General features: G+C 68.0%; 20 protein-coding genes. 9 read left to right on the forward strand and 11 right to left on the reverse strand.

Annotated features, from left to right (window positions below; all coding sequences use genetic code 11):
- Window positions 1-267: 267 nt before the first annotated feature.
- Window positions 268-597, reverse strand: coding sequence for a non-histone chromosomal MC1 family protein (locus tag DJ81_RS14655; RefSeq protein ID WP_094524118.1), 330 nt, complete (start codon window positions 595-597; stop codon window positions 268-270).
- A 326-nt stretch (window positions 598-923) separates the two neighbouring features.
- On the opposite strand from DJ81_RS14655, the gene DJ81_RS14660 reads away from it, so the two are divergent.
- The gene (locus DJ81_RS14660; protein WP_092564125.1) at window positions 924-1,127 is read left to right on the forward strand and encodes a hypothetical protein; all 204 of its coding nucleotides are present in this window, start codon (window positions 924-926) and stop codon (window positions 1,125-1,127) included.
- A gap of 133 nt (window positions 1,128-1,260) precedes the next feature.
- Complete coding sequence (locus DJ81_RS14665) at window positions 1,261-2,316, forward strand: quinone-dependent dihydroorotate dehydrogenase (RefSeq protein ID WP_094590322.1); 1,056 nt, start codon at window positions 1,261-1,263, stop codon at window positions 2,314-2,316.
- A 28-nt stretch (window positions 2,317-2,344) separates the two neighbouring features.
- Here the strand turns inward: DJ81_RS14665 and DJ81_RS14670 are convergent, their stop codons facing one another.
- Both DJ81_RS14670 and DJ81_RS14675 read right to left on the reverse strand, forming a co-directional pair.
- Entirely contained in the window at window positions 2,345-5,023 is a 2,679-nt protein-coding gene (locus tag DJ81_RS14670) for a valine--tRNA ligase (protein WP_094590324.1), read from the reverse strand.
- Window positions 5,024-5,105: 82 nt separating this feature from the next.
- The gene (locus DJ81_RS14675) at window positions 5,106-5,360 is read right to left on the reverse strand and encodes a hypothetical protein (protein ID WP_094524121.1); all 255 of its coding nucleotides are present in this window, start codon (window positions 5,358-5,360) and stop codon (window positions 5,106-5,108) included.
- A gap of 199 nt (window positions 5,361-5,559) precedes the next feature.
- Here DJ81_RS14675 and DJ81_RS14680 point away from each other — a divergent pair, with 199 nt between their 5' ends.
- Window positions 5,560-5,802 carry a ferredoxin gene (locus DJ81_RS14680; RefSeq protein ID WP_094524122.1) on the forward strand — a complete coding sequence of 81 codons (243 nt, stop codon included), beginning with the start codon at window positions 5,560-5,562 and terminating at the stop codon, window positions 5,800-5,802.
- Between the two features lie 187 nt (window positions 5,803-5,989).
- Here the strand turns inward: DJ81_RS14680 and hemB are convergent, their stop codons facing one another.
- The 3 genes from hemB to DJ81_RS14690 form a co-directional block, all read right to left on the reverse strand.
- Window positions 5,990-6,970, reverse strand: coding sequence for a porphobilinogen synthase (hemB, locus tag DJ81_RS14685; RefSeq protein ID WP_094524123.1), 981 nt, complete (start codon window positions 6,968-6,970; stop codon window positions 5,990-5,992).
- 96 nt (window positions 6,971-7,066) lie between these two features.
- A complete protein-coding gene (locus DJ81_RS19335; protein WP_170938336.1) occupies window positions 7,067-7,231 on the reverse strand; it encodes a DUF6757 family protein in 165 nt (54 codons plus the stop codon).
- Window positions 7,232-7,256: 25 nt separating this feature from the next.
- The gene (locus tag DJ81_RS14690) at window positions 7,257-8,093 is read right to left on the reverse strand and encodes a PHP domain-containing protein (protein WP_094590326.1); all 837 of its coding nucleotides are present in this window, start codon (window positions 8,091-8,093) and stop codon (window positions 7,257-7,259) included.
- A 144-nt stretch (window positions 8,094-8,237) separates the two neighbouring features.
- Between DJ81_RS14690 and DJ81_RS14695 the strand changes: the two genes are divergently transcribed.
- On the forward strand, window positions 8,238-8,522 hold the full coding sequence (locus tag DJ81_RS14695) for a DUF2795 domain-containing protein (protein WP_094524133.1): 285 nt from the start codon (window positions 8,238-8,240) through the stop codon (window positions 8,520-8,522).
- Between the two features lie 146 nt (window positions 8,523-8,668).
- Here DJ81_RS14695 and DJ81_RS14700 read toward each other — a convergent pair whose 3' ends face one another.
- A complete protein-coding gene (locus DJ81_RS14700) occupies window positions 8,669-9,715 on the reverse strand; it encodes a DUF5784 family protein (protein WP_094557792.1) in 1,047 nt (348 codons plus the stop codon).
- A gap of 147 nt (window positions 9,716-9,862) precedes the next feature.
- Here DJ81_RS14700 and DJ81_RS19340 point away from each other — a divergent pair, with 147 nt between their 5' ends.
- Window positions 9,863-10,030 (forward strand): DUF5786 family protein, encoded by a 168-nt coding sequence (locus DJ81_RS19340; protein WP_170938337.1) that lies wholly within the window; start codon window positions 9,863-9,865, stop codon window positions 10,028-10,030.
- Window positions 10,031-10,208: 178 nt separating this feature from the next.
- Here the strand turns inward: DJ81_RS19340 and DJ81_RS14705 are convergent, their stop codons facing one another.
- Together DJ81_RS14705 and DJ81_RS14710 are read right to left on the reverse strand one after the other, a co-directional pair.
- The gene (locus DJ81_RS14705) at window positions 10,209-10,877 is read right to left on the reverse strand and encodes a hypothetical protein (protein WP_094524126.1); all 669 of its coding nucleotides are present in this window, start codon (window positions 10,875-10,877) and stop codon (window positions 10,209-10,211) included.
- A complete protein-coding gene (locus tag DJ81_RS14710) occupies window positions 10,874-11,824 on the reverse strand; it encodes an NAD(P)H-binding protein (RefSeq protein ID WP_094524127.1) in 951 nt (316 codons plus the stop codon). Before DJ81_RS14710 ends, DJ81_RS14705 begins: the two co-directional genes overlap by 4 nt.
- Before the next feature lie 126 nt (window positions 11,825-11,950).
- Between DJ81_RS14710 and DJ81_RS14715 the strand changes: the two genes are divergently transcribed.
- The 3 genes from DJ81_RS14715 (at window position 11,951) to DJ81_RS14725 (ending at window position 14,627) form a co-directional block, all read left to right on the forward strand.
- Entirely contained in the window at window positions 11,951-12,874 is a 924-nt protein-coding gene (locus tag DJ81_RS14715) for an MBL fold metallo-hydrolase (RefSeq protein WP_094590328.1), read from the forward strand.
- A gap of 66 nt (window positions 12,875-12,940) precedes the next feature.
- Entirely contained in the window at window positions 12,941-13,546 is a 606-nt protein-coding gene (locus tag DJ81_RS14720; protein WP_094524129.1) for a hypothetical protein, read from the forward strand.
- Between the two features lie 403 nt (window positions 13,547-13,949).
- Window positions 13,950-14,627 carry a YigZ family protein gene (locus DJ81_RS14725; protein WP_094590334.1) on the forward strand — a complete coding sequence of 226 codons (678 nt, stop codon included), beginning with the start codon at window positions 13,950-13,952 and terminating at the stop codon, window positions 14,625-14,627.
- A 192-nt stretch (window positions 14,628-14,819) separates the two neighbouring features.
- Here DJ81_RS14725 and DJ81_RS14730 read toward each other — a convergent pair whose 3' ends face one another.
- The gene (locus DJ81_RS14730; RefSeq protein WP_094590330.1) at window positions 14,820-16,490 is read right to left on the reverse strand and encodes a DNA-directed DNA polymerase II small subunit; all 1,671 of its coding nucleotides are present in this window, start codon (window positions 16,488-16,490) and stop codon (window positions 14,820-14,822) included.
- Between the two features lie 117 nt (window positions 16,491-16,607).
- Between DJ81_RS14730 and DJ81_RS19345 the strand changes: the two genes are divergently transcribed.
- A complete protein-coding gene (locus DJ81_RS19345) occupies window positions 16,608-17,723 on the forward strand; it encodes a S26 family signal peptidase (RefSeq protein ID WP_170938338.1) in 1,116 nt (371 codons plus the stop codon).
- A gap of 100 nt (window positions 17,724-17,823) precedes the next feature.
- On the opposite strand, the gene DJ81_RS14740 is transcribed toward DJ81_RS19345, so the two are convergent.
- Window positions 17,824-19,590, reverse strand: coding sequence for a Cdc6/Cdc18 family protein (locus tag DJ81_RS14740; RefSeq protein ID WP_094590332.1), 1,767 nt, complete (start codon window positions 19,588-19,590; stop codon window positions 17,824-17,826).
- Window positions 19,591-20,127 lie beyond the last annotated feature (537 nt).

The raw sequence follows: 20,127 nt of genomic DNA on the forward strand, positions 1-20,127 counted from the left end.
GCAGGGGGCGAAATCCTCATCTTCGCGGACTTGATTGTACCCTTCGAGGGGACATAAACCCATCGAAGCGTTCCAAGTCCAGCGAAACCGGGCCGAGTTGAACGGCCCGAGTTCGCGGATGCGTTCTTCGCATTAGTCACGATGCCCGGGTTGTATTTAACCCCGTCGAAGCATCGACGCCACGTCATGCGGTTTCATGCCGGGGAACTGTGAACGAACCCACAGCTACGCGAGACGGTATCAAAAAAGGTCGAACGGCCCCGGCAGTTACTCCTCGTCGATGTACTCAATTCCTTGCTTCGAGACGTTGGCCTTCGTGATGTCGTCGAGGTCGTTGAGCCAGAATTCGTCGTCCGCCTCGTCGACCTCGGGGGCGCTATCCTTCCAGGCCCAGCCCTCGTACTCGTGGACCTTTTTTGTGCCTTTCTCACGGAGACGGAGCGTGGTTCGCTCCGCCTCCTCCTCGGAGGGAGCCGGCTCGAGCGTTCGGGCCGCTTTGAGCGCGGCCTGACGGGGCATGTTCCCAGAGAACTCGCTCGGTTCCGATCCGTCTTCCTCTCGAAGGGCGAAGTTTCGCTTACCGTCTTCACGTACCATGGTTTGTGCTCCATGCGAATCCAACACACAGTGTGTAATAAATATATCGGGTAAATGAAAGCTGATCGGCAAAAGATTTTTATATTAACTCCGTCCGGGCTAGCGGTTTTGGCCGGTCAAAATCGAACGATTCTGAACGGCGGGACGAAGGGTAACACAAACCGACCGTCCGTGCGCGGCTGGCGCGGGCGACTGCGAGGCGACGAAAGAGCGAACCGAGGGCACCGAATGAGGGTCTCGGACCGCCCGGTGGGCCCGTGGAGTGCGGATTCGGGTAAACAACACTTATGTGTCTGCTATGGCGAAGTGCGACCAGTACAACCGCGATGGTCCGTAAAAAGAAGCTCAGCCCCAGTGGCGCCAAGGACGACGAGGGGGAGTACCACAACGTCCACGTGAATCTCCACGAGGACGAGCTCGCCGTCGCCGGCATGGAGATCGGCGACGAGGTGTTCGTGCGGGTCCGAGACGGGAAGATAATCATCCAGAAGGCAGATTCAAATCCCGAGCAACTCGAGCACGACTTCTGAACCGGATCTCGTTTTCGGCCTTCGCCCGGGCCGCCGACTCGCCGCCGCGAGCGACCGCGACGCCGGCGTGCGACGCGCGGGCGACCGCCCGTCGGTCGGCGGATTGATGCCCGCTCGTAACGAGGTGGAAACGATGGGCGCGTACGACCTGTTGAAGCCGGCCCTATTCGGTCTGCCGGCGGAGACGGCACACGGGATGACACACCGGTTGTTGCGGACTGTACAGGGGACTCCGGTCGAGACCGCACTGCGCGAGCGGTACGTCGTCGACGACCCGCGGCTGCGGGTCGAGGCGTTCGGAAACGAGTTTCCGAACCCGATCGGCGTGGCCGCCGGGTTCGACAAGAACGCGGAGGTGCCGCGCGCGCTCGCGTCGCTCGGGTTCGGCCACGTCGAGGTCGGCGGCGTGACGGCCGAGCGACAGCCGGGGAACCCGCGGCCGCGACTGTTCCGACTCCGCGAAGACGAGGCGCTGATAAACCGGATGGGATTCAACAACGAGGGCGCGGACGCCGTGGGCGCCCGGCTCGACCGGGATCCGATGCCCGACGTGCCGGTCGGGATCAACATCGGGAAGTCGAAGTCGACGCCGCTCGCGGACGCGCCGGACGACTACCTGTACACGTACGAGCGCGTCGCGGACGCGGGCGACTACTTCGTCGTCAACGTCTCGAGTCCGAACACGCCCAGGCTTCGGGAGCTGCAGAACCGCGAGGCGTTAGAGGAGATACTCGGCGGGCTCGCGGACGCGGGCGCGAGTCCCCTCCTCGTGAAGCTCTCGCCGGACCTGCCGGAGCCCGCGGTCGGGGACGCACTCGGGGTCGTCGACGACCTCGGTCTCGACGGGGTCATCGCGACCAACACCACGACCTCTCGGCCGGAATCGTTGGAGAGCCCGAACCGCGCCGAACGCGGCGGCCTCTCCGGGAAACCCATCGAGGACCTCGCCACCGACCGGATCCGGTTCGTCGCCGAGCGAACCGACGTCCCCGTGATCGGGGTCGGCGGGGTCGCTGACGCGGCGGAGGCGTACGAGAAGATACGCGCCGGGGCCTCGCTCGTGCAGCTGTACACGGGACTCGTGTACGAGGGACCGAGCCTCGCCCGCGACATCAACGAGGGACTGCTCGAACTGCTCGACCGAGACGGCTTCGACTCAGTCGACGACGCGGTCGGGGCGGACCTGTAGAAGACGGTGTCGACGGGCGGCGGTCGGCTTACGCCTCGGCGCGGACGATGACGACGACGTCGTCGGCCTCGAGCAGCTCTCCGTCGCCTCGGTACTGTCGCTGTTCCTCGATCGAGAACTCGTCGCCGACGAGCGTGACGCCGGCGACGCGGAGCTCGTCGCCGTCGATCTCGTACTCCTCCCGCGCGATGGCGGCCTCGATGTCGCCGACTTGGTTCCCGTACTTGGGGCCCACGGTCGCGTAGTCGAGGTCGATCCCGGTGATCACCGTCTCGACCGGTGCGTCCTCGTCGGGGTGGACCGTCAGGTCGGCGACGTGCATCACGCCCGTGATGTCGTCCTCGAAACCGCGAACGTCCGCGTACACCTCGACGGCGTCGAGCTCCGCGTTCAGCGGGAGCTGGTTCTCGCTCTTGTACTTCCGGAGGACGCCGACGACGGCCGTGGCCGCCGCGCCGGCCTCGTGGTCCGCTTCCAAGCCGAGCGGCTCGGGCCAGTCGGCGAGGTGGATCGAGTCGCGCGCGCCGTCGGCGATCGGCGCGTCGACCGCGTCGGGGTCGCTCGCTCCGTCCGCGTACATGTCGTGCCAGAGCTCCTCCGTCACGTGCGCGAGCAGGGGCGCGAACAGCTTCAGGAACCGGCGGTGCGCCGTCCTGAGGGTGTACGCCGCGGCGGCGTCCTCGCGCTGCTTGGCGATCTCGAGGTAGTCGTCGCAGAACGTGTTCCAGAAGAAGCTCCGGAGCTCGTCGCGGGCCTTCGAGAACGCGCGGTCCTCGAACAGCTCGGTGAGCCGCTCGACCCGGTCGTCGAGCTCGGCGAGCAGCCAGCGGTCGAGCTCGCGGAGTTCCTCGTCGGCCGGCGCGTCCGGGTACGGCTCCGGCGCCAGCGACTCGACGAGCTTCGAGGCGTTCCACAGCTTCCGGATCAGCTTCTCGCCCGCGCGGAGGTCCTTCTGCTTGAACGGGAAGTCGTCGCCGACGGCGGTGCCGGCGGCCCAGTAGCGCGTGGCGTCGACGGGGAACTCCGCGAGCACTTCCTCGGGCTCGACGACGTTGCCGACGGACTTCGACATCTTCTCGCGGTTCTCGTCGAGGACGTGACCGTTGATCATCGTCTCCTCGAACGGGACCTCGCCGGTGTGCTCGTAGCACTTCACCAGCGTGTGGAACAGCCAGAAACTGATGATGTCGTGGCCCTGCGGCCGGAGGTCGAACCGGTACAGCTCCGGGTGCTCCATGGTGAACTCCTCGGCCTCCTCGTCCCAGTCCCAGCCGGCGTTGATCAGCGGCGTCAGGCTGGAGGTGGCCCACGTGTCGAGCACGTCGTCCTCGGGTTCGAACGCGTCGTGCCCGCACTCGGGGCAGGCGTCGACCGGCGGATCGTCCGAGAGGGGGTCGACGGGGAGGTCGGCCTTCTCGGCGACGACGACCTCGCCGCAGTCCTCGCAGTACCACACCGGGAACGGAATGCCTGAGGAGCGCTGGCGAGAGATGAGCCAGTCCCACTGGAGCCCCTCGACCCAGTGCTCGTACCGGGTGAACATCTTTTCGGGGGACCACTCCATCTCCCGCCCGATCTCGAGGTACTCGTCGGTCTTGTCGAGCATCTCGATGTACCACTGCTCGGTGACGAGGAACTCGACGCTCGTCCCGCAGCGCTCGTGGACGTTGACGGTGTGCGTGATGTCGCGGCGGTCGAGCAGCGCGCCCGCCTCGTCGAGGTCCTCGACGATGGCCTCGGCAGCCTTCGAGGAGTGCATCCCCTCGTACCCCTCGGCGACGTCGGTCATGTGGCCGGACTCGTCGATGGCGACGCGGAGGTCCAGATCGTGGACCTGGTACCACTCGATGTCGTTCTGGTCGCCGAACGTACAGCACATCACGATGCCGGAGCCGGTCTCCATGTCGACGCGCTCGTCGGCGATGATCGGCACTTCGTGGCCGAACAGCGGGACCTCGGCGGACTCGCCGACGAGGTTCTGATTCGCCTCGTCGTCGGGGTGGACGAAGACCGCGACGCAGGCCGGGAGGAGCTCGGGTCGCGTCGTCGAGATGACGAACTCCTCGAGGCCGTCGGCGGTCCCGTCATCCCCGGCCACGGGGAAGGCGATGTCGTTGAAGTGGCTGGCCTGCTCGTCGTCCTCCGTCTCGACCTGCGAGATCGCGGTCTCGCACTCGGGACACCAGATCGCGGGGGCCTTCTCGCGGTACTCGCGGCCCTGGTCGTACAGGTCGACGAACGACAGCTGGGAGACGCGCTGGACGCGCGGCTCGATCGTCTGGTAGGTGTGGTCCCAGTCGACGGAGACGCCGAGCGACTGGACGTTCTCGGTGAACTGCTCCTCGTAGTCAGCACAGACCTCGCGGCACTTCGCCTGGAACTCGCGGCGCTCGAAGTCTTGATGGCGGATGTCGAGCTCGTCCTCGGTCAGCCGCTCGGAGGCGATGCCGTTGTCGTCGTAGCCGAACGGGAAGAACGTCTCGCCGCCGTTCATGCGCTCGAAGCGCGCGACGAAGTCCTGGAGGGTGAACCCGTACAGGTGACCCATGTGGAGGCTCCCCGATACCGTCGGCGGGGGGGTGTCGATGGAGAAGACGGTGTTCGGGTCGACCGGGTCGTCGTCGGGGTAGGCGTACGTCTCCTCGTCGACCCATCGCCGCTGCCACCGCGGCTCGACGGTCTCGGGGTCGTACTCACCACTGGGCATTTCACGCTCACCTTCCCGCGGTTCCCCCTTAACGGCCTCGGTTGTAGGGGCGCGCGCTACGCCGCGTCGCCCGCCTCGGGACTCACACCACGTCGTCGAGGTCGTGCTCGGCGGCCATCCGCGAGGCCTCCGCGGCGAACCGCTCGGCCTCTTCGTCGGGGCTCTCCCCGAGCGCGCTCTCGTCGACCTCGCGGCCGGCGGTGATCCCGTCGCCCGTGACGAGCCGCTGTTCGGCGAGTTCCTTCGTGTGCATCCGCTCGCCGTCCTCAGTGGCGTAAGTGAGCCGCACGAGCCCCTTCGAGTCGAACTGCCGGTCGACGAGCCAGACCGTAGTCATACGCGGCGATGGGTGCCTGCGAGGCTTAAAAAGGACGGTCGGGCTGTGAGAAATCGGCGGCGACAATCGATTTCGGAGAGCGGTCGCGGTCGGGGAGACTCAAAGGGGCAGTTACCGGTGATTTGCTTCGAATTCGACTCGGCAGCGGGCCACGCCGCTCGTCGCCAGCGCTTTGTACCGCGTCGCCGAAGTGGGAGGCATGCGCGTGAAGTTCGACCGCGACACCTGCGTCGGGATGTATCAGTGCGTCGCCGAGTGGGACGCCTTCGAGAAGAACCTGAACGACGGGAAAGCCGACCTGCGGGGGAGCGAAGAAGAGGAGGAGGACGTGTTCGTGGTCGAGGTGCCCGACGGCGAGGAGTTCGACGCGAAGTTCGCGGCGCGGGTCTGCCCGGTCGACGCCATCGAGGTGTACGACGACGACGGCGAGCAGGTGGTGTGAACGACCGCGGGATCTCGATCGATCACTTATGAATCGCTACTGGTAGATCGACGGCGAACACCTCCAAAACCCACCAGTCGCGAGGACTCGCGCATCTCGTTGGGCTCCTCGCACCCTTATCAGGGCGCCCCGAGGCACGCACCGAGATGAACGATCGCTAAGGGCGCCGATCTCCGTCCGCTTCGGTTTATAAGCGATCAGCCAGGTCCTCGGCGAAGTACGTGACGATCAGGTCGGCGCCCGCGCGCTTGAGCGACAGCAGCGACTCGTGGGCGGTCGCCTCCAGATCGAGCCACCCCTTCTCGGCGGCGGCGTGTAGCATCGCGTACTCGCCGGAGACGTTGTACGCGGCGACGGGGTGTTCGAACTCCCGCCGGAGGTCGGCGACGACGTCGAGGTACGGGAGCCCGGGTTTCACCATCAGCACGTCCGCGCCCTCCTCAGCGTCGATCCGGGCCTCGCGGAGCGCCTCGCGGCGGTTCGCGGGGTCCATCTGGTAGTGGCGGCGGTCGCCGAAGGCGGGCGCCCCGTCGGCCGCGTCGCGGAAGGGGCCGTAGAACGACGACTCGTACTTGACGGCGTAGCTCATGATCGCCACGTCCTCGTGGCCGGCCCTGTCGAGCGCCTCGCGGATCGCCCGCACCTGCCCGTCCGTCATCGCGGAGGGCGCGACCATGTCCGCGCCCGCGTCGGCCTGCGAGACGGCGGTCTCCGCGAGCAGTTCCAGCGTCTCGTCGTTCTTTACGGTGAGCGTCGGATCCGTCTCCGCCGCCGCCTCGATCACCCCGCAGTGGCCGTGGTCGGTGTACTCGCAGAGGCAGACGTCACCGATGACGTAGGCGTCGGTCTCGGCGGCGATACGGCGGATAGCGCGCTGGACGACCCCGTCTTCGGCGTACGCCCGGCTCCCCTCGGGGTCTTTCGACTCGGGGACCCCGAAGAGGATCACGGCCTCGACGCCGGTCTCGCGGACTTCCTCGACGCGGTCGACGGCCTCGCTCACGGGGACGCGCTCGTGGCCCGGCATCGTCTCGATCGGGACGCGCTCGTCGGTCGTCGCGTCGACGAAGACGGGCGCGACGAGGTCCGACGCAGACAGCGAGTGCTCGCTGACGAGCGGACGGACGCCGTCGGTCCGGAGCCGCCGCGGCCGGTCGGTGGGGTGCATACCGGAGCGTTGGCTCCGGGCGGTCTTTTATGATCCGTCCGCGGCGAGTCGACGCGGGAGATGCGGGAGGTCGGCCGAAGACGACGAGGAGGGGCTCTACTCCGACGACTCGACGTCGATCCGGTCGCGGAGCGACGCGAGCTCGTCCGACTCCGCGAGCTCCTCGACGCGTTCCTTGAAGTGCTCCTCGCAGAGGCCGACGACCACGCCGCTCTGCTCGGCCTCGTACGTGGCCTCTCGGTCGCAGTAGTGACACCGCATAGTCGCTACTCTATCGGCGTCGGGCTTAATCTTGTTCGTCGATCGGGAGGGATCCGGTCCCCTTCGCGGGCGGGTCGGGCAGCCGGTCGCGGACGGGCTCGAACGCCTCCGCGGTCAGCCCCGCCTCGGCGAGGGTCCGCTTGTGAGCGTCGCTCCCGCCCGTCAGGAGGAGGTCGCTCTCCGCGGCGACCCGCTCGACCCGCGCGTCGTCGACCGGGCGGCCGTACGGGTAGAACCGCTCCACCGCGTCCAGCTCGCGGGCGACGTCGAGCGCGGCGTCGACGTCGTCGTACCGGAAGGGGTGCGCGAGCCCGACGAACGCACACGCGTCCCGGAGGAGCTCGACGCCGCGCTCCAGCCCGGTCACCTCGCGGGCGACGTAGCAGGGCCCGTCGTTCCCGATCAGCTCGTCGAAGGCGCCCGCGTAGTCGTACGGGGCCGCCGACTCCTCGATGGCGCGGGCGATGTGCGGTCGCCCGAGGCCGGGGCGAGGCTCGACGCCGAGGTCGACGTCGAGCCGCTCCTCCACCGCGTCGAGGATCGCGGCCCCGCGGCGCTGCCGGTCCGCCTGCAGCCGACCGGTCTCGGCGTCGAGCGCCGCGGTGCGGTCGACCGCGTACCCGAGCAGATCGAGCCGCTCGAAGCCGGCGTCGACGCGCAGTTCGATCCCTCGAACGACGAGGAGCCCCTCGCGCTCGACGACGGGCGCGTCGAGGTCGGGGTGGACCCGGTCGTGGTCGGTGACGGCGACGCAGTCGAGGCCCGCGTCAGCGGCGGTCGCCGCGAGCTCCGCGACCGTCATGGTGCCGTCCGAGACGGTGGTGTGCGCGTGGAGGTCGGCGACGATCCGGTCCGTGTCCATGAGTCCCGTTCGTCGACCCCCGTACTAAGCGCCGACGATAGTCGCCTGTGAACGCACACCAATATAAGGAAATATAATTAGATATCCTCGACTAAGGTTGTGCATGGACAATCATTAAGAACCATCGGGGATTTCCACCTGATGATGCGCTTGAACGGCGTCGACGACCGACTCGAACGGCACCAATATCCGACGACCTCGGAGGAACTGATCGCGGCCCACGGGAACGCGACCGTAGAGCTCGCGGAGGGATCCGAGCGTCTCGGTGACGTGCTAGAGCGGTTCGGAGAGCAGACGTTCGACGACGCGGAAGACGTGTTCACCACGCTCCGCGCCGGTGTCTGTCACCGCGGAGTCGGTCGCCGGTTCTACTCGGACCGCGACCCGACGACCGACGCCGAGGACGGGCCGTCGCCGGTCTCGTTCTGAACGGGGCCGCAGACCGGGGTCATTTTTCCGCCGCTGCCGCGTCGCCAGCGCCGCGAGCGTCGCCGACGGTGACGTTCACATCGTGTCCGGCGCGTGGCGGGTGTGCGGCGCGTGGCGGAGACGATCCGACGCCACACCAGCCGACGCTACACCCAGTCGATCGCCGGCGACAGGTCGATCGGCACCGATCCCTTCCTGTATCCCTCCACGCGCCCGTTCGGGCGCGCACGAAGGACGACCGCCGGGCGGTGCCGGACGTCCGGCTCGGCGCCCCGGACCGCGGCCCAGTCGTCCGCGGGGAACGAGGTGCAGTCGACGAGCAGCGTGACGCCCCCGCCGTGCGCCTCTAGCTGGCCGCTCGTCTTCGTCTCGGCGGTGTCGCGGACCGCCGCGACGGGGCCGCTCGCGGACCGGTTCGAGGCGGGCTGCGGCCGCGTCACCTCGACGAGAAACGAGCGCCCGGTGTCCGGATCGGTCGCGCGGAAGTCGAGCGAGTGTCCGGTCGTCACCTCGATCTCGGGGGTCACGTCGTAGCCGGACTCGCTGAGGATCCGCGCCGCGGTGAACTCCGCCATCGTCGCGCTCATCCGCACGAGGTCGAGGGACGCCGACGTGCCCAGCTTGCCCGCCATCGTCTCGCGGTAGTCGTCGAGGATTCCCGGCCGGAGCGTCTCCTCGACGAACCCGGTTCCCTCTTCGCGCGTCGCGTCCGGGAACCCGGCCGCGTGGTCGCGGAAGAACGCCCGCGTCGTCTCCGCGCCGTCCTTCGAGCAGAACACGGGGAGGAAGTACCACGAGACGTGCGGGTACGCCGCGAGCCACGGCTCGTCGTCGTGCAGCGCCGCGAGCAGCTCCCGCTGGACCCACCGCGAGACCGGGTACGGGACCTCGTCGAAGGCGTACTTGTCCGTGCGCCACAGCTCGCTGGGCGTCTCGGTGTTGCCGATCCAGTATCCGGTCGGGCCGCCGCTCGCCCCCGCGGGCGGGTCGCCGTCGTCGTCGGTCCAGCAGAACAGGGCGAACGAGCCGTCGTCCATGTCGAACCGCCGCGCGTCGTACCCGGGCGGAGGGCTGAACCACGGGTCGCTCGCGGTCGCTCCGAGGTTGTCGTCGAGCGGCCGCTCGAGCTGCGAGCGGACCCGGTCGGCGCTCCACCGACCGGGAGCGCGCCTGAATCGGAGCGGTTGTGCCACGGCGGTGCTACCGGTCGCCGGGTCTAATCGCTTCCGGTGGCGCGAATGCGACGCCGCCCGGCCGCGTCGTCGTTATCGTTTCGATGAACAGACAATTCACCGACACATATATCAACGATTATATCTAAGGTATGGTGTACCATGTCAATGGGTGCCTATGACGAGGCCGAACACGAGCGGCGCGAGAAGAAGACCAGCGAAGTCGACGCCGACTTCGACGCCGAGCGGCCGGAGTACTCCGGATCGCTCACGTACGACTCCGGCGACTCCGCGGAGGCACTCCTCGACAAGTTCCAGGAGCTGCAGGGCGAGTGAGACGGCGACTCGGACCGCGTTTCTGCGGATCCGTCGACTTCCTTCTGAACCAATGACCGCAGAGTAGCGAGCCGACGAGCGGCGGAACCGGCGAGCGGCGGGACCGACGAGTAGCGAGGCCGAGCGCCTCCGAGACCGAAATCCGTGAGCGCGGCGGCTCTCGGAGGGGACCGATCGGTCAGGTCAACGCGATCGCGGCCGAGCAGACGATCGCGACCGCGAGGACGTGACCGACGACGGCGCCGAGCAGGATCGGTTCCTCGAGCAGGAACGGGACGAGCACCAGTTGGAGCGCCGAGAATCCGATGTTCTCCGCGTCGAGACGTCTGACCCGCGAGGCCTCGCTCGGGGAGAGATCGACGTTCACCGCCCGCCAGAGGGCGACGACCGCGCTCCACCATGACGTACCGATCCGGTAGGTGAGGTCCCACAGGATCAACAGGGTGAGGTACACCACCGGGATCGGCGGATTGGGACCGAACAGGCGCTCGATCAGCGTCCCGTCCCACGCGATCACGTACGTGAGCAGCGCGATGAACGCGAGCACGCCGAGAACGATCTCGATACTCGACCCGAACAGCAGCCGCTTGTGCTCGGGAGGCGTCGAGAGGCGGCGGTTAGCGGCGCCGAGTCGGTGCATCTCGACGCTTCCGATCGCCGCGACGAGGACGGCCACCGTCCCCGCGAGGACCGCGTCCCACAGCCCGTAGTACCAGCCGAGCGCGAGGACGCCGATCTGAAACAGGAGGAACTGGATCGCGACGGCGAGCGTACGGGAGATCCCCAGGCCGGGAATCCCGCCGACGAGGCTCTCGTACACCCACGTCTCGCCGTAGTTCCGGCTCACGGTTCGACCTCGACGTCGGTCGCCGAGACCGCTTCGGTCGGGTCGCCGCGGCGGGGGCGGTCGATCGCCCTCGCGACGGCGACCTCGAAGGGCGTCTGTTCGATCGGCACGAGGTCGCGAATCCGGTCGTCCTCGACGATCACGGTGTTGCGGAGTCCCTCGACGAGCGAGCGAGCCAGGTAGGGGTTCACGTCGGTCACCAGTCGGAGCCACTTCGCCGATAGCTCCGGGCTCAACACCGGCACGCGGATGATCCACAGCCTGTGCCCGAGCTGTCGGCGGGTTCGGCGGAGTATCTCGGCGTAGGTCAAGACGTCTGGCCCCCCGATCTCGAACGTGTCGTCTCGCGTTTCCGGGGCTTCGAGGACGCCGGTGAGGTAGCCGACGACGTCGTCGATCGCGATCGGCTGACAGAGCGTGTCGACCCACTTCGGCGTCGTCATCACCGGGAGCCGGCTCGCGAGCCCGTGGATGACGTCGAAGCTCGCGCTCCCGGCACCGATAATGATGGCCGCCCGCAAGGTGGTCAGCGCCGGGTCGCCCGTCTCGAGGATCCGCTCCACCTCGCGGCGGGATCGGAGGTGTTCGGAGAGCTCTTCGCGGTCCTCCCCGAGGCCGCCGAGGTAGATCACGCGGTCGACGCCCGCGGCCGACGCCGCCTCGACGAAGTTGGTCGCGCAGTTGCGGTCGCGTTCCTCGTAGCCGGGACCGCCGTCCATGGAGTGGACGAGGTAGTAGGCGGCGTCGACCGGGTCGCCGTCGATCTCGAACGCCGGCGGGAGGGTGTCGGGCTCCAGGAGGTCGCCCTCGACGACGTGGACCCCGGGGGGCGGAGCGTAGCCGTCGGCGTCGCGGACCAGGGCGACGACGTCGTGGCCGCGGTCGAGGAGCGTCGGGACGAGCCTGGTACCGACGAATCCCGTGGCGCCGGTGACGAGCACGCGCATACCGATCACTCGGGCGGGAGGACTATAAGCACCGGTCACGGCGATTCGCGTCCGGGTTCGGGGGCGGCGGGCCCCTCGGTCGCCGGGACCGATCCCTAGAAGGGCCCGCGCGGTGCTCGTTGGGACATGCACGCAGGCGAGTACGAGCCGGTTCGTGGGGTACCGGACCTGTACGTCCACGACACCGGGATGTTCGACACCGACGAGTACGGGGCCGTGTACGTGTACGACGCCGATCGCCCGATCGTGATCGACACCGGCACCGGCGCGAACCGCGAGGCGCTGTACGAGACGATAGCCGAGGTCGGGATCGACCGCGAGGAGCTCGCGTGGATCCTGCCGACCCACGCCCACCTCGACCACGCCGGCGGGGCGGGTCACCTCGCCGAGCGCTACCCGAGCGCGGAGGTCGTCGTGCCGGAGAAGGGAGTGCGACACCTCGTCGACCCGGAGGCGCTCGTCGCCGGGACGAAGTCCGCGGTGGAAGACCAGTGGCGGTACTACGACGACCCCGAGCCGGTTCCCGAAGGCCGGATCTCGGGGCTCGCGGAGGGCGACCGGATCGACCTCGGGGACCGCGAGCTGGTCGTTCACGAGGCGCCGGGGCACGCCCCCCACCACGCGATCTACCACGACCCCGACGCCGACGTCGTCTTCACCGCCGACGCGGCCGGGATCTACGTCCCCGCGGTCGACGGGATCGAGCCGACGACGCCCCCCCCGCAGTTCGACCTCGACCAGTGCCTCGCCGACGTCCGGACGATAGAGGGGCTCGAACCGGACGTCCTCTGTTTCGGGCACTTCGGCCCCCGCAAATACGAGCCGAAGCTGACCGGCGAGATCAAGCGCGCGTACGTGGAGTGGGTGGAGGCGATCCGCGAGAAGCGCGAGGAACTCGGCGACGACGACGCGGTCGTCGAGCACTTCGAGGCGGCGGCGGAGCGAGACGTCGAGTTCTGGAACCCGGAGCGCGCCCGCGCCAACGCGAGCCTGAACGTCCGGGGCGTCCTCGGGTACCTCGACTACGTCGCGGAGAACGAGGGGGAGTGACCCACGCCGGTCGCCGGACGCGACACAAACCTCCTAAACCCCGCGTCGCCTAAGATTCACTCATAAATGGGCATCTTCGACACGATCCGCGCCGTGCTCGGGACGAGCGCCGAGACGGACGCGACCCGCGAGGCCGACCCGGAGGACCTCTTCGGGATGTCGACCGCGTACATGACGATGGAGGCGGACCTCGGCTACGACCACTGCGGGGAGGCCGCGCTGTGTTTCTCCGGCGTGGATAGCACCCGCTTCGACGACGCCGTCGAGACCGTCGAGGCCATCCTGGAGGCCGGCGAGATCGAGACGGGGACGGGGTTCCACCGCCACGAGGACGACCACGGCTACCAGTGGTTCGTCCTTGAGGACGACGACCCGGAGGACCTCGTGACGAGCGTCCACTTCGCGGCCGATCAGTTCATCGAGGAGGGGTTCGGGTCCAGACTGCTCGCCGCCGTCTTCGGCTTCGAGCGCGGCGACGTCGACGCCTACTGGATCTACTCGTTCCGGCGCGGCGCGTACTACCCGTTCTCGCCGAAGGGGACGAGCGACCGGAACCAGCAGGTCGAGTTCAAGCTCCAGTCCGTCCTCGACGGGGAGCTCGGCTTGGAGGACGACGAGTCGTACTGGTACCCGCTGTGGCCGGACGCCCCCGGGAACCGCCCGTGGGAGTGAGCCGATGAGCGCGTCGACGTCGGAGGGAGAGACCGGATCGGCGCCGGAGCCGGAACCGGACGACGGTCCTTCCGCCGACCCCTCGAACCCCGGCGGGTACGACGCCCGCGACGCCCCGAGGAAACGGGTCGTTCGGGCGGTCGCGGTGCAGGCCGCGATGCTGAGCGCCGCGGTCCACCTGCTGTGGGCGTGGCCGCGGCTGGGCGGTCAGGGCGATCCGCGCCCCTACGTGTTCCTGCTCGGCGGGGCGTTCACGGTCGCCGTCGCGGTCGCGACGCTGCGCGCGCCCGAGTACCGGCGGCTGTACGCGCTCGGCGCCGGGACCCTCGCGGCGTTCCTCCTCGGCTACGTCGGCTGGCACGGCGCCGCGGCCGGCTCGGCGATCGCGGGCGACCCGCTGGCTATCGTCGCGAAGGGGGCGGAGCTCGTCGGCGTCGCCGCGTTCCTCGCGCTCNNGACGTACCTGACCGTCGCGGAGCCCGCGACGGCGACGTTCGAGGTCCGGGGCTCGGAGTTCCTCGGCCACGTCGCCCCGGTGGACACGGTCGAGGAGGCCGAGGAGTTCATCGAGCGCGTCGGAGCGGAGTACGGCGACGCGACCCACAACGTGCCGGCGTACCGGGTGCCCGCGGGCGAGGCGTCCGAGCGGACGCCCGGGCGCGAGCCCATGCTCCGGGAGTACTCCTCCGACGACGGGGAGCCCTCCGGGTCGGCCGGGAAGCCGGCGCTCAACGTGCTCCAGCAGCGCGAGATCCGCAACGCCGTCGCCGTGGTGACCCGCTACTACGGCGGGACGAACCTCGGGGTCGGGGGGCTCGCGCGAGCCTACTCGCGGGCGGTGAAGGAAGGCGTCGACGCGGCCGGGGTCGTCGAGGAGCGGCCGCACCGGCGGCTGGTCGTGGAGACGGGGTACGACGACTCGGGGACCGTTCGGGGCGTGATCGAGTCCTCCGGCGTCGCGTTCGACGCCGACTACGAAGAGCGCGTGCGGTTCGATCTCCGCGTTCCGGTGGCCGAGGTCGACGAACTGGTCGAACGGCTCAACAGCGCGACGAGCGGTCGGGTCGAGATCGACCGGTAGACCGCGGAGTCGGCGGGCGAGGAGGGTTCGAACGGCGAACGGGCGACGGAGTCGAAACGGAACGGCCCCGCGGCGGTGCGTCGCGCTCCCGCCCAGTGCGCCGCGGGCGACGGTCACGTCACGGGCGGGTGTGGCGGCGGTATCCGACTTCAGCCGTCGGACCGGTCGGACCCGATACGGAGGCAGCGACGGCTACGAGAACTTTCGAACGGTCATCTCTAGGGTGTCGAGGTCGAGGATCGGCGCGTAGCCGGCGTCGGGGTCGATGTTGACGGATTTCTGAAAGTCGGTCTGCGCCTGCCAGCAGCCGGAGTTGACGGCGAGGACGTTGTGGTACTTCCCCCAGCCGAGCTTGTGGACGTGCCCGGTGTGGAACACGTCGGGGACGTTCTCGATGACGAGGTAGTCGCGCTCCTCCGGGGCGACGCGGGTGTGGCCGCCGAACTGCGGGGCGACGTGGCGCTTCTTCAGCAGTTGGTACATCGCCTTGTGCGGCTCGTCGTAGCTCGCCTTCTCCTCGGGGAGCTCCGCGATCACCTCGTCGAGCGAGACGCCGTGGTACATCAGTACGTCGACGCCTTCGACGCTGACGGTGGCCGGGTTCGAGACGATCTGCGCGTCGTGGACGTCCATGATGTCGCGGATCTCGTCGTTGAACCCGGGCTGGGGCTCGGCGAGCCTGACCGCGTCGTGGTTCCCCGGGATCATCACGACCTCGGTGTCCGCCGGCACCTCCTTGAGGTGCTCCGAGAACGCCTCGTACTGATCGTAGATGTCGACGATCTCCAGCTCCTCGTCCTGATCGGGATAGACGCCGACCCCCTCGACCATGTCGCCGGCGAGAAGGATGTACTCGACCGGCTCGGCCTCGGGCGTGTGGAGCCAGTCGGTGAAGCGGTGCCAGGCGTCGGCCATGAACTCGTCGCTGCCGACGTGGACGTCGGAGATCAGCGCGGCCTGGACGTGGCGGTCGGCCGCCCCGGTTCTGTGGGTACGGGGAACGTCCGGGAAGTGCAGCGAGTCGGCGAATAAGATTCCGGAGTCGTCAGCGAGCGTCCCCTCGACGGCGACGCACTCGTCCATCAGGATCTCGTCGACGACGTCGGCGAGCCCCTTGTCTTTCATCACCAGCGCGGGGAACGTCCCGGTGGTGTCCTCCAGTTCGACGAGCCAGTGGCCGGACTTCGTCGAGCGGATATCGTTGACGAGCCCGATCATCGCGGCGTCGCTGCCGCCGGGCATGTCCGCGATCGCCTCGGCGGGCCGGTGGTTGACGCGACCCCGAAGGACCTTCGAGAGACGCTCGTACCGGTCGCGAAACGTCCGGACGAAGTCGGCGTACTCGCCGGTACCGGTGCTCCGTCCCGTCATGTCGTTGCCGACCTCCAGCTCTCTGCGGTCCGCGTCGCGGTCGGAGCGCCCGTCGGTCGAATCGGTGCGAACGTCATCCCCGGACCCCTCCGTTTCGACTGGAGATCGGCCCGTATCAAGGGCTGAGTCAGGGTTCGAGCCGGTCGGGGCTCCGGAGTCGGCGCCGGGGTCAGCGTCGGCGTGACGGTCAGCGGCGGCGCCGGAGTCAGCGTTGGCGCCAGGGTCAGCGTTGGCGCCTGGGGCGGCGTTGGCGCCAGGGTCAGCATCGGCGCCGGTCGTGATCTCGGAATCGGCGACGTCGTCGGAACCGACCGCCGTGCGGACGTGGTCGGCGGTGATCCGGAGGGCGTCGTCGGGTGCGCGGTCGACGGCCGATTCGAGGGCGGCTGCGGAGTCGGGAGCGCTCGCCAGGAGGGTGACCGCCTCTCGCTCCGCGTTATAGCCCCGTCTGGCGAGCTCCTTGACGATCCGGGCGTTCGACTCCAGCGGCACGACAGTCGAGAGGGGGGTGCGACCCAAAACGGTTCCGGAGGACGGGTCCGCCGTCCCGCGACCCGACGGGAGCCGTGACCCGGAAGCTTATCACCGAAACCCGACAAGCCGGACGTAATGGACGAAGGGGATCGGCCGGGAACCGACGGCGATCCGGCCGAGCGAAGGGCAGCGTCGGACGACGACGGAGAGGAACGAGGGCCGCGCGACGAGCCGGAATCGGACGGTCCGGCCCACTCGGGAGACCCGGCCGATCCGGCCGACTCGTCCGATCCGACTGATCCCGTCGATCCGTCCGAATCGACCGATTCGGCCGAGGCGTCTGACCCGACTGATCCGGCGGATACGACCGGTCCGATCGACGCGTCCGAGGGAGACGAGTCGACCGAACGGCACGATTTTCCCGGGATCGAGGACCGCGAGGAGAGAGCGGAGCGAGGTCGCGGCGGGTCGGAACGGAACGAGACGGAAAGCCTCCTCCATCGGTTCCGGCACGACAGGGAAGGCGTCCTGATGTGGATTCGAGAGATGCTCTCCAGCGTGGCGATCGTGCTGGTGATCGGGTTGATCCTGTTCGGAGTCAGCGGCGTGTGGCCCCCGATGGTGGCCGTCGAGTCCGGCAGCATGGAGCCCAACATGGAGGTGGGCGACCTCGTGTTCGTCACGGAACCCGGACGGCTCGCGCCGGACGAGGCGGACAACGACGTCGGGGTGGTGACGTACGAGGACGGCCGAACCGTCGACTACCGGACGTTCGGGTCGTACGGGTCGGTGGTGATATACCGGCCGCCGGGACGGACCGCCTCGCCGATCATCCACCGGGCGATGTTTCACGTCGAGGAGGGGGAGAACTGGTACGACCGGGCCGACGACGAGTATCACAGCGCGGCGGGGTGCACCGAACTCCGCCACTGCCCGGCCCCTCACGACGGGTTCATCACGCTCGGCGACAACAACGCCGCGTACGACCAAGCGAACGGACTCGCGGCGCCGGTCAAGGCCGAGTGGGTGACCGGCGTCGCGCGGGTGCGCGTCCCGTATCTCGGATACGTGCGGCTGATCGCGAGCGGTCAGGCGGAGCTGAGCGACGTGGTCGCGACGACCGCCGCGGCGGAGCCCGGCGCGGTCGACGAGCGCGGGACGGGTACCGAGTTCGATGCGGTCGGTGGGCGGGTGGCGGTCGGTGACCCCGTCGTTTCGGGTGGAGGGTCGATCGCGAGCGCGTCTGCGTGAGAAGGATCGGAACCGAAATTCGGACCAGCGAACGAGACCTGAACGACCGAACTAAACGCGCGGTCGGGTCGAGTGACGCTGCCGATAGCGGGAGCGCGAGTCAGTTGTCGAACCGCGCCTGAACGAACGGCTGCGCGTTCTCGATGTCACCGAGGCGGGAATCGGACAGCAGCACCGCCTCGGTCTCCTCGACGGGGACCGAGAGGCCCATCTCTTTCGTGCGCCCGTAGCGGCCCTTCGAGACGACGACGGCGTTGACGATCCCGAGCATGTCGAGTTCGCTGATGAGGTCGGTGACGCGGCGCTGCGTGAGCACGTCCGCGTCGATCTCCTCGCACAGGCGCTTGTAGATGTTGAACACCTCGCCGGTGTTGATGTTGTGAACGCCGTTCTTCTCCAAGAGGATCACGGCGAAGAGGACGATCTTGCTCTGCGTCGGGAGCGTCCGGACGACCTCGACGACCCGGTCGAGTTCGATCTTGTCCTGCGCCTGCCGGACGTGTTTCTCCGCGACGATCTCGGCCTGCGAACGCTCGGCGAGCTCTCCCGCGGTTCGAAGGAGGTCGAGGGCGCGGCGGGCGTCGCCGTGCTCTTGGGCGGCGAACGCGGCGCAGAGCGGGATCACGTCGTCCGTGAGCGCCTCCTGTTTGAACGCGATATCGGCGCGGTGCTGAAGGATGTCGCGGAGCTGGTTCGCGTCGTACGGTGGGAACACGATCTCCTCCTCGCCGAGGCTGGACTTGACGCGGGGGTCGAGGAAGTCGGTGAACTTCAAGTCGTTGGAGATCCCCATGATGGAGATCCGTGAGCGGTCGAGCTCGGAGTTCATCCGCGAGAGGTTATACAGGGTGTCGTCGCCGCTCTTCTCGACGAGCTTGTCGATCTCGTCGAGCATGATCACGACCACACGCTCGTGGTAGTCGACCGCCTCGAAGAACGTCGAGTAGACCCGGTCGGTCGGCCACCCGGTCATCGGGACCTCCTCCATCTCGTCGGCGTCGGCTTCGAGTTCATCGATCCGCGCGTCGAGGGCGTCGATGGTCGCGAACTCGGTCCCGGCGAGCACCGCGGGGTCGTCGGCCGCCTCGGAGCTGAGCTCTCGGTGGTTCTCGAGGCGGTCCGCGATGACCCGCTGGTTCTTTTCGATGAAGGTGTTGGCGAGCTGGGCGAGGACCCGGTACTGCGTGTCGGTCACCTCGCAGTTGATGTACTCGACCTCGCAGGGGACGTCGTACTTCTGTGAGGTCGACTCGAGCTCCTGAGAGACGAACTTCGCCGACGCCGTCTTGCCGGTCCCCGTCTTTCCGTAAATAAGGATATTCGAGGGCGTCTCGCCCCGGAGCGCCGAGACGAGGATCGTCGCCATCCGATTGATCTGATCGTTTCGGTGCGGGAGCTCGTGGGGGGTGTAGGAGGGACGGAGCACTTCCTTGTTCTCGAAGATCGGTTCCCCCGAGAGGAGGTCGTCGAACAGGCCCTGATTGTCGTCGTCGTCGTCGTCGAGGACGACCCCATCGAAATCGACGTCGGGAGAAGAGCGGTCGCGGCCGCCGCTGCCGACATCGACGTCGGTGTCGCCGGGAACGTCGGTATCGACGTCGACGCCGACATCGGGATCGGCGTCTGCGCCGGCGTTCACATCGACGTCGGTGTCGGAGTGAGAGCGTCGGGAACCGTTCGAATCCTCGTTCGGAGGGTCGGCACGCTCGGTCGAGCCATCGGGTTCCTCAGTGGCGGGGTCGAGATCGGGGTCCGCTGGACTCGAACGCGGGTCGTCGAGATCCTCGTCTGTCGTGGACGGGTCGCCGATGTCCCCGCCGCTGTTCTCCGATTCGCCCGCCTGTGGTGTGTGCTCTCCTTCGTCCATGTGAACCCCTCCGTTTCAGGTGGAAAACCGCCGTGAGAGGGCAAGGTACGTCGCGTTCCATCCTGAAACGTTGACATCCGGTACAGTTCGTGTTTACCGATGTCCAGTTGATGCAGTCGAACCAGATGAAGAGGCGGTACTAAAGTGTTGCTCTCCGGACTCGAAACGCACCGTCACCGAGCGAAGTCGTCGGATGCGATCCGGTCGCGTCGGATCGGTCGAGTTGGACAGTGGGAGGACGGAAGAGTCGACAGACGGAATCGTCGGAATAAACAACGGTCGACACGCACCGACTCATTCCGATGCATCCGGTGCACTGGAACCAATGGTGGAGGACGGAGCCGTCGAGGCGCGGCTGAAAACCCGGGACCGTTACTCAAGGCCGTTACCTCGGCACCCCGAACCCCGGGCATCCGGCGATCTGTCCGCGAATTGTCCGTTTGTCAGGCAGATACCGTTTCGGGTTCGTCCGGTTCGACGGGAGCCGTTCTCCGAACCCCCCCACCCCTTCGTTTCGGGTGGAACGCGAGTTGGGTG

The organism is Halorubrum sp. Hd13 (assembly GCF_002252755.1).
In the GTDB taxonomy this organism is placed as follows: Archaea; Halobacteriota; Halobacteria; order Halobacteriales; family Haloferacaceae; genus Halorubrum.

Excerpts from the sequence above, each read along its gene's own strand:
- DJ81_RS14655 (WP_094524118.1), bottom strand. The coding sequence starts at position 597 with ATGGTACGTGAAGACGGTAAGCGAAACTTCGCCCTTCGAGAGGAAGAC.
- DJ81_RS14660 (WP_092564125.1), top strand. The coding sequence starts at position 924 with ATGGTCCGTAAAAAGAAGCTCAGCCCCAGTGGCGCCAAGGACGACGAG.
- DJ81_RS14665 (WP_094590322.1), top strand. The coding sequence starts at position 1,261 with ATGGGCGCGTACGACCTGTTGAAGCCGGCCCTATTCGGTCTGCCGGCG.
- DJ81_RS14670 (WP_094590324.1), bottom strand. The coding sequence starts at position 5,023 with ATGCCCAGTGGTGAGTACGACCCCGAGACCGTCGAGCCGCGGTGGCAG.
- DJ81_RS14675 (WP_094524121.1), bottom strand. The coding sequence starts at position 5,360 with ATGACTACGGTCTGGCTCGTCGACCGGCAGTTCGACTCGAAGGGGCTC.
- DJ81_RS14680 (WP_094524122.1), top strand. The coding sequence starts at position 5,560 with ATGCGCGTGAAGTTCGACCGCGACACCTGCGTCGGGATGTATCAGTGC.
- hemB (WP_094524123.1), bottom strand. The coding sequence starts at position 6,970 with ATGCACCCCACCGACCGGCCGCGGCGGCTCCGGACCGACGGCGTCCGT.
- DJ81_RS19335 (WP_170938336.1), bottom strand. The coding sequence starts at position 7,231 with ATGCGGTGTCACTACTGCGACCGAGAGGCCACGTACGAGGCCGAGCAG.
- DJ81_RS14690 (WP_094590326.1), bottom strand. The coding sequence starts at position 8,093 with ATGGACACGGACCGGATCGTCGCCGACCTCCACGCGCACACCACCGTC.
- DJ81_RS14695 (WP_094524133.1), top strand. The coding sequence starts at position 8,238 with ATGCGCTTGAACGGCGTCGACGACCGACTCGAACGGCACCAATATCCG.
- DJ81_RS19340 (WP_170938337.1), top strand. The coding sequence starts at position 9,863 with ATGGGTGCCTATGACGAGGCCGAACACGAGCGGCGCGAGAAGAAGACC.
- DJ81_RS14710 (WP_094524127.1), bottom strand. The coding sequence starts at position 11,824 with ATGCGCGTGCTCGTCACCGGCGCCACGGGATTCGTCGGTACCAGGCTC.
- DJ81_RS14715 (WP_094590328.1), top strand. The coding sequence starts at position 11,951 with ATGCACGCAGGCGAGTACGAGCCGGTTCGTGGGGTACCGGACCTGTAC.
- DJ81_RS14720 (WP_094524129.1), top strand. The coding sequence starts at position 12,941 with ATGGGCATCTTCGACACGATCCGCGCCGTGCTCGGGACGAGCGCCGAG.
- DJ81_RS19345 (WP_170938338.1), top strand. The coding sequence starts at position 16,608 with ATGGACGAAGGGGATCGGCCGGGAACCGACGGCGATCCGGCCGAGCGA.
- DJ81_RS14740 (WP_094590332.1), bottom strand. The coding sequence starts at position 19,590 with ATGGACGAAGGAGAGCACACACCACAGGCGGGCGAATCGGAGAACAGC.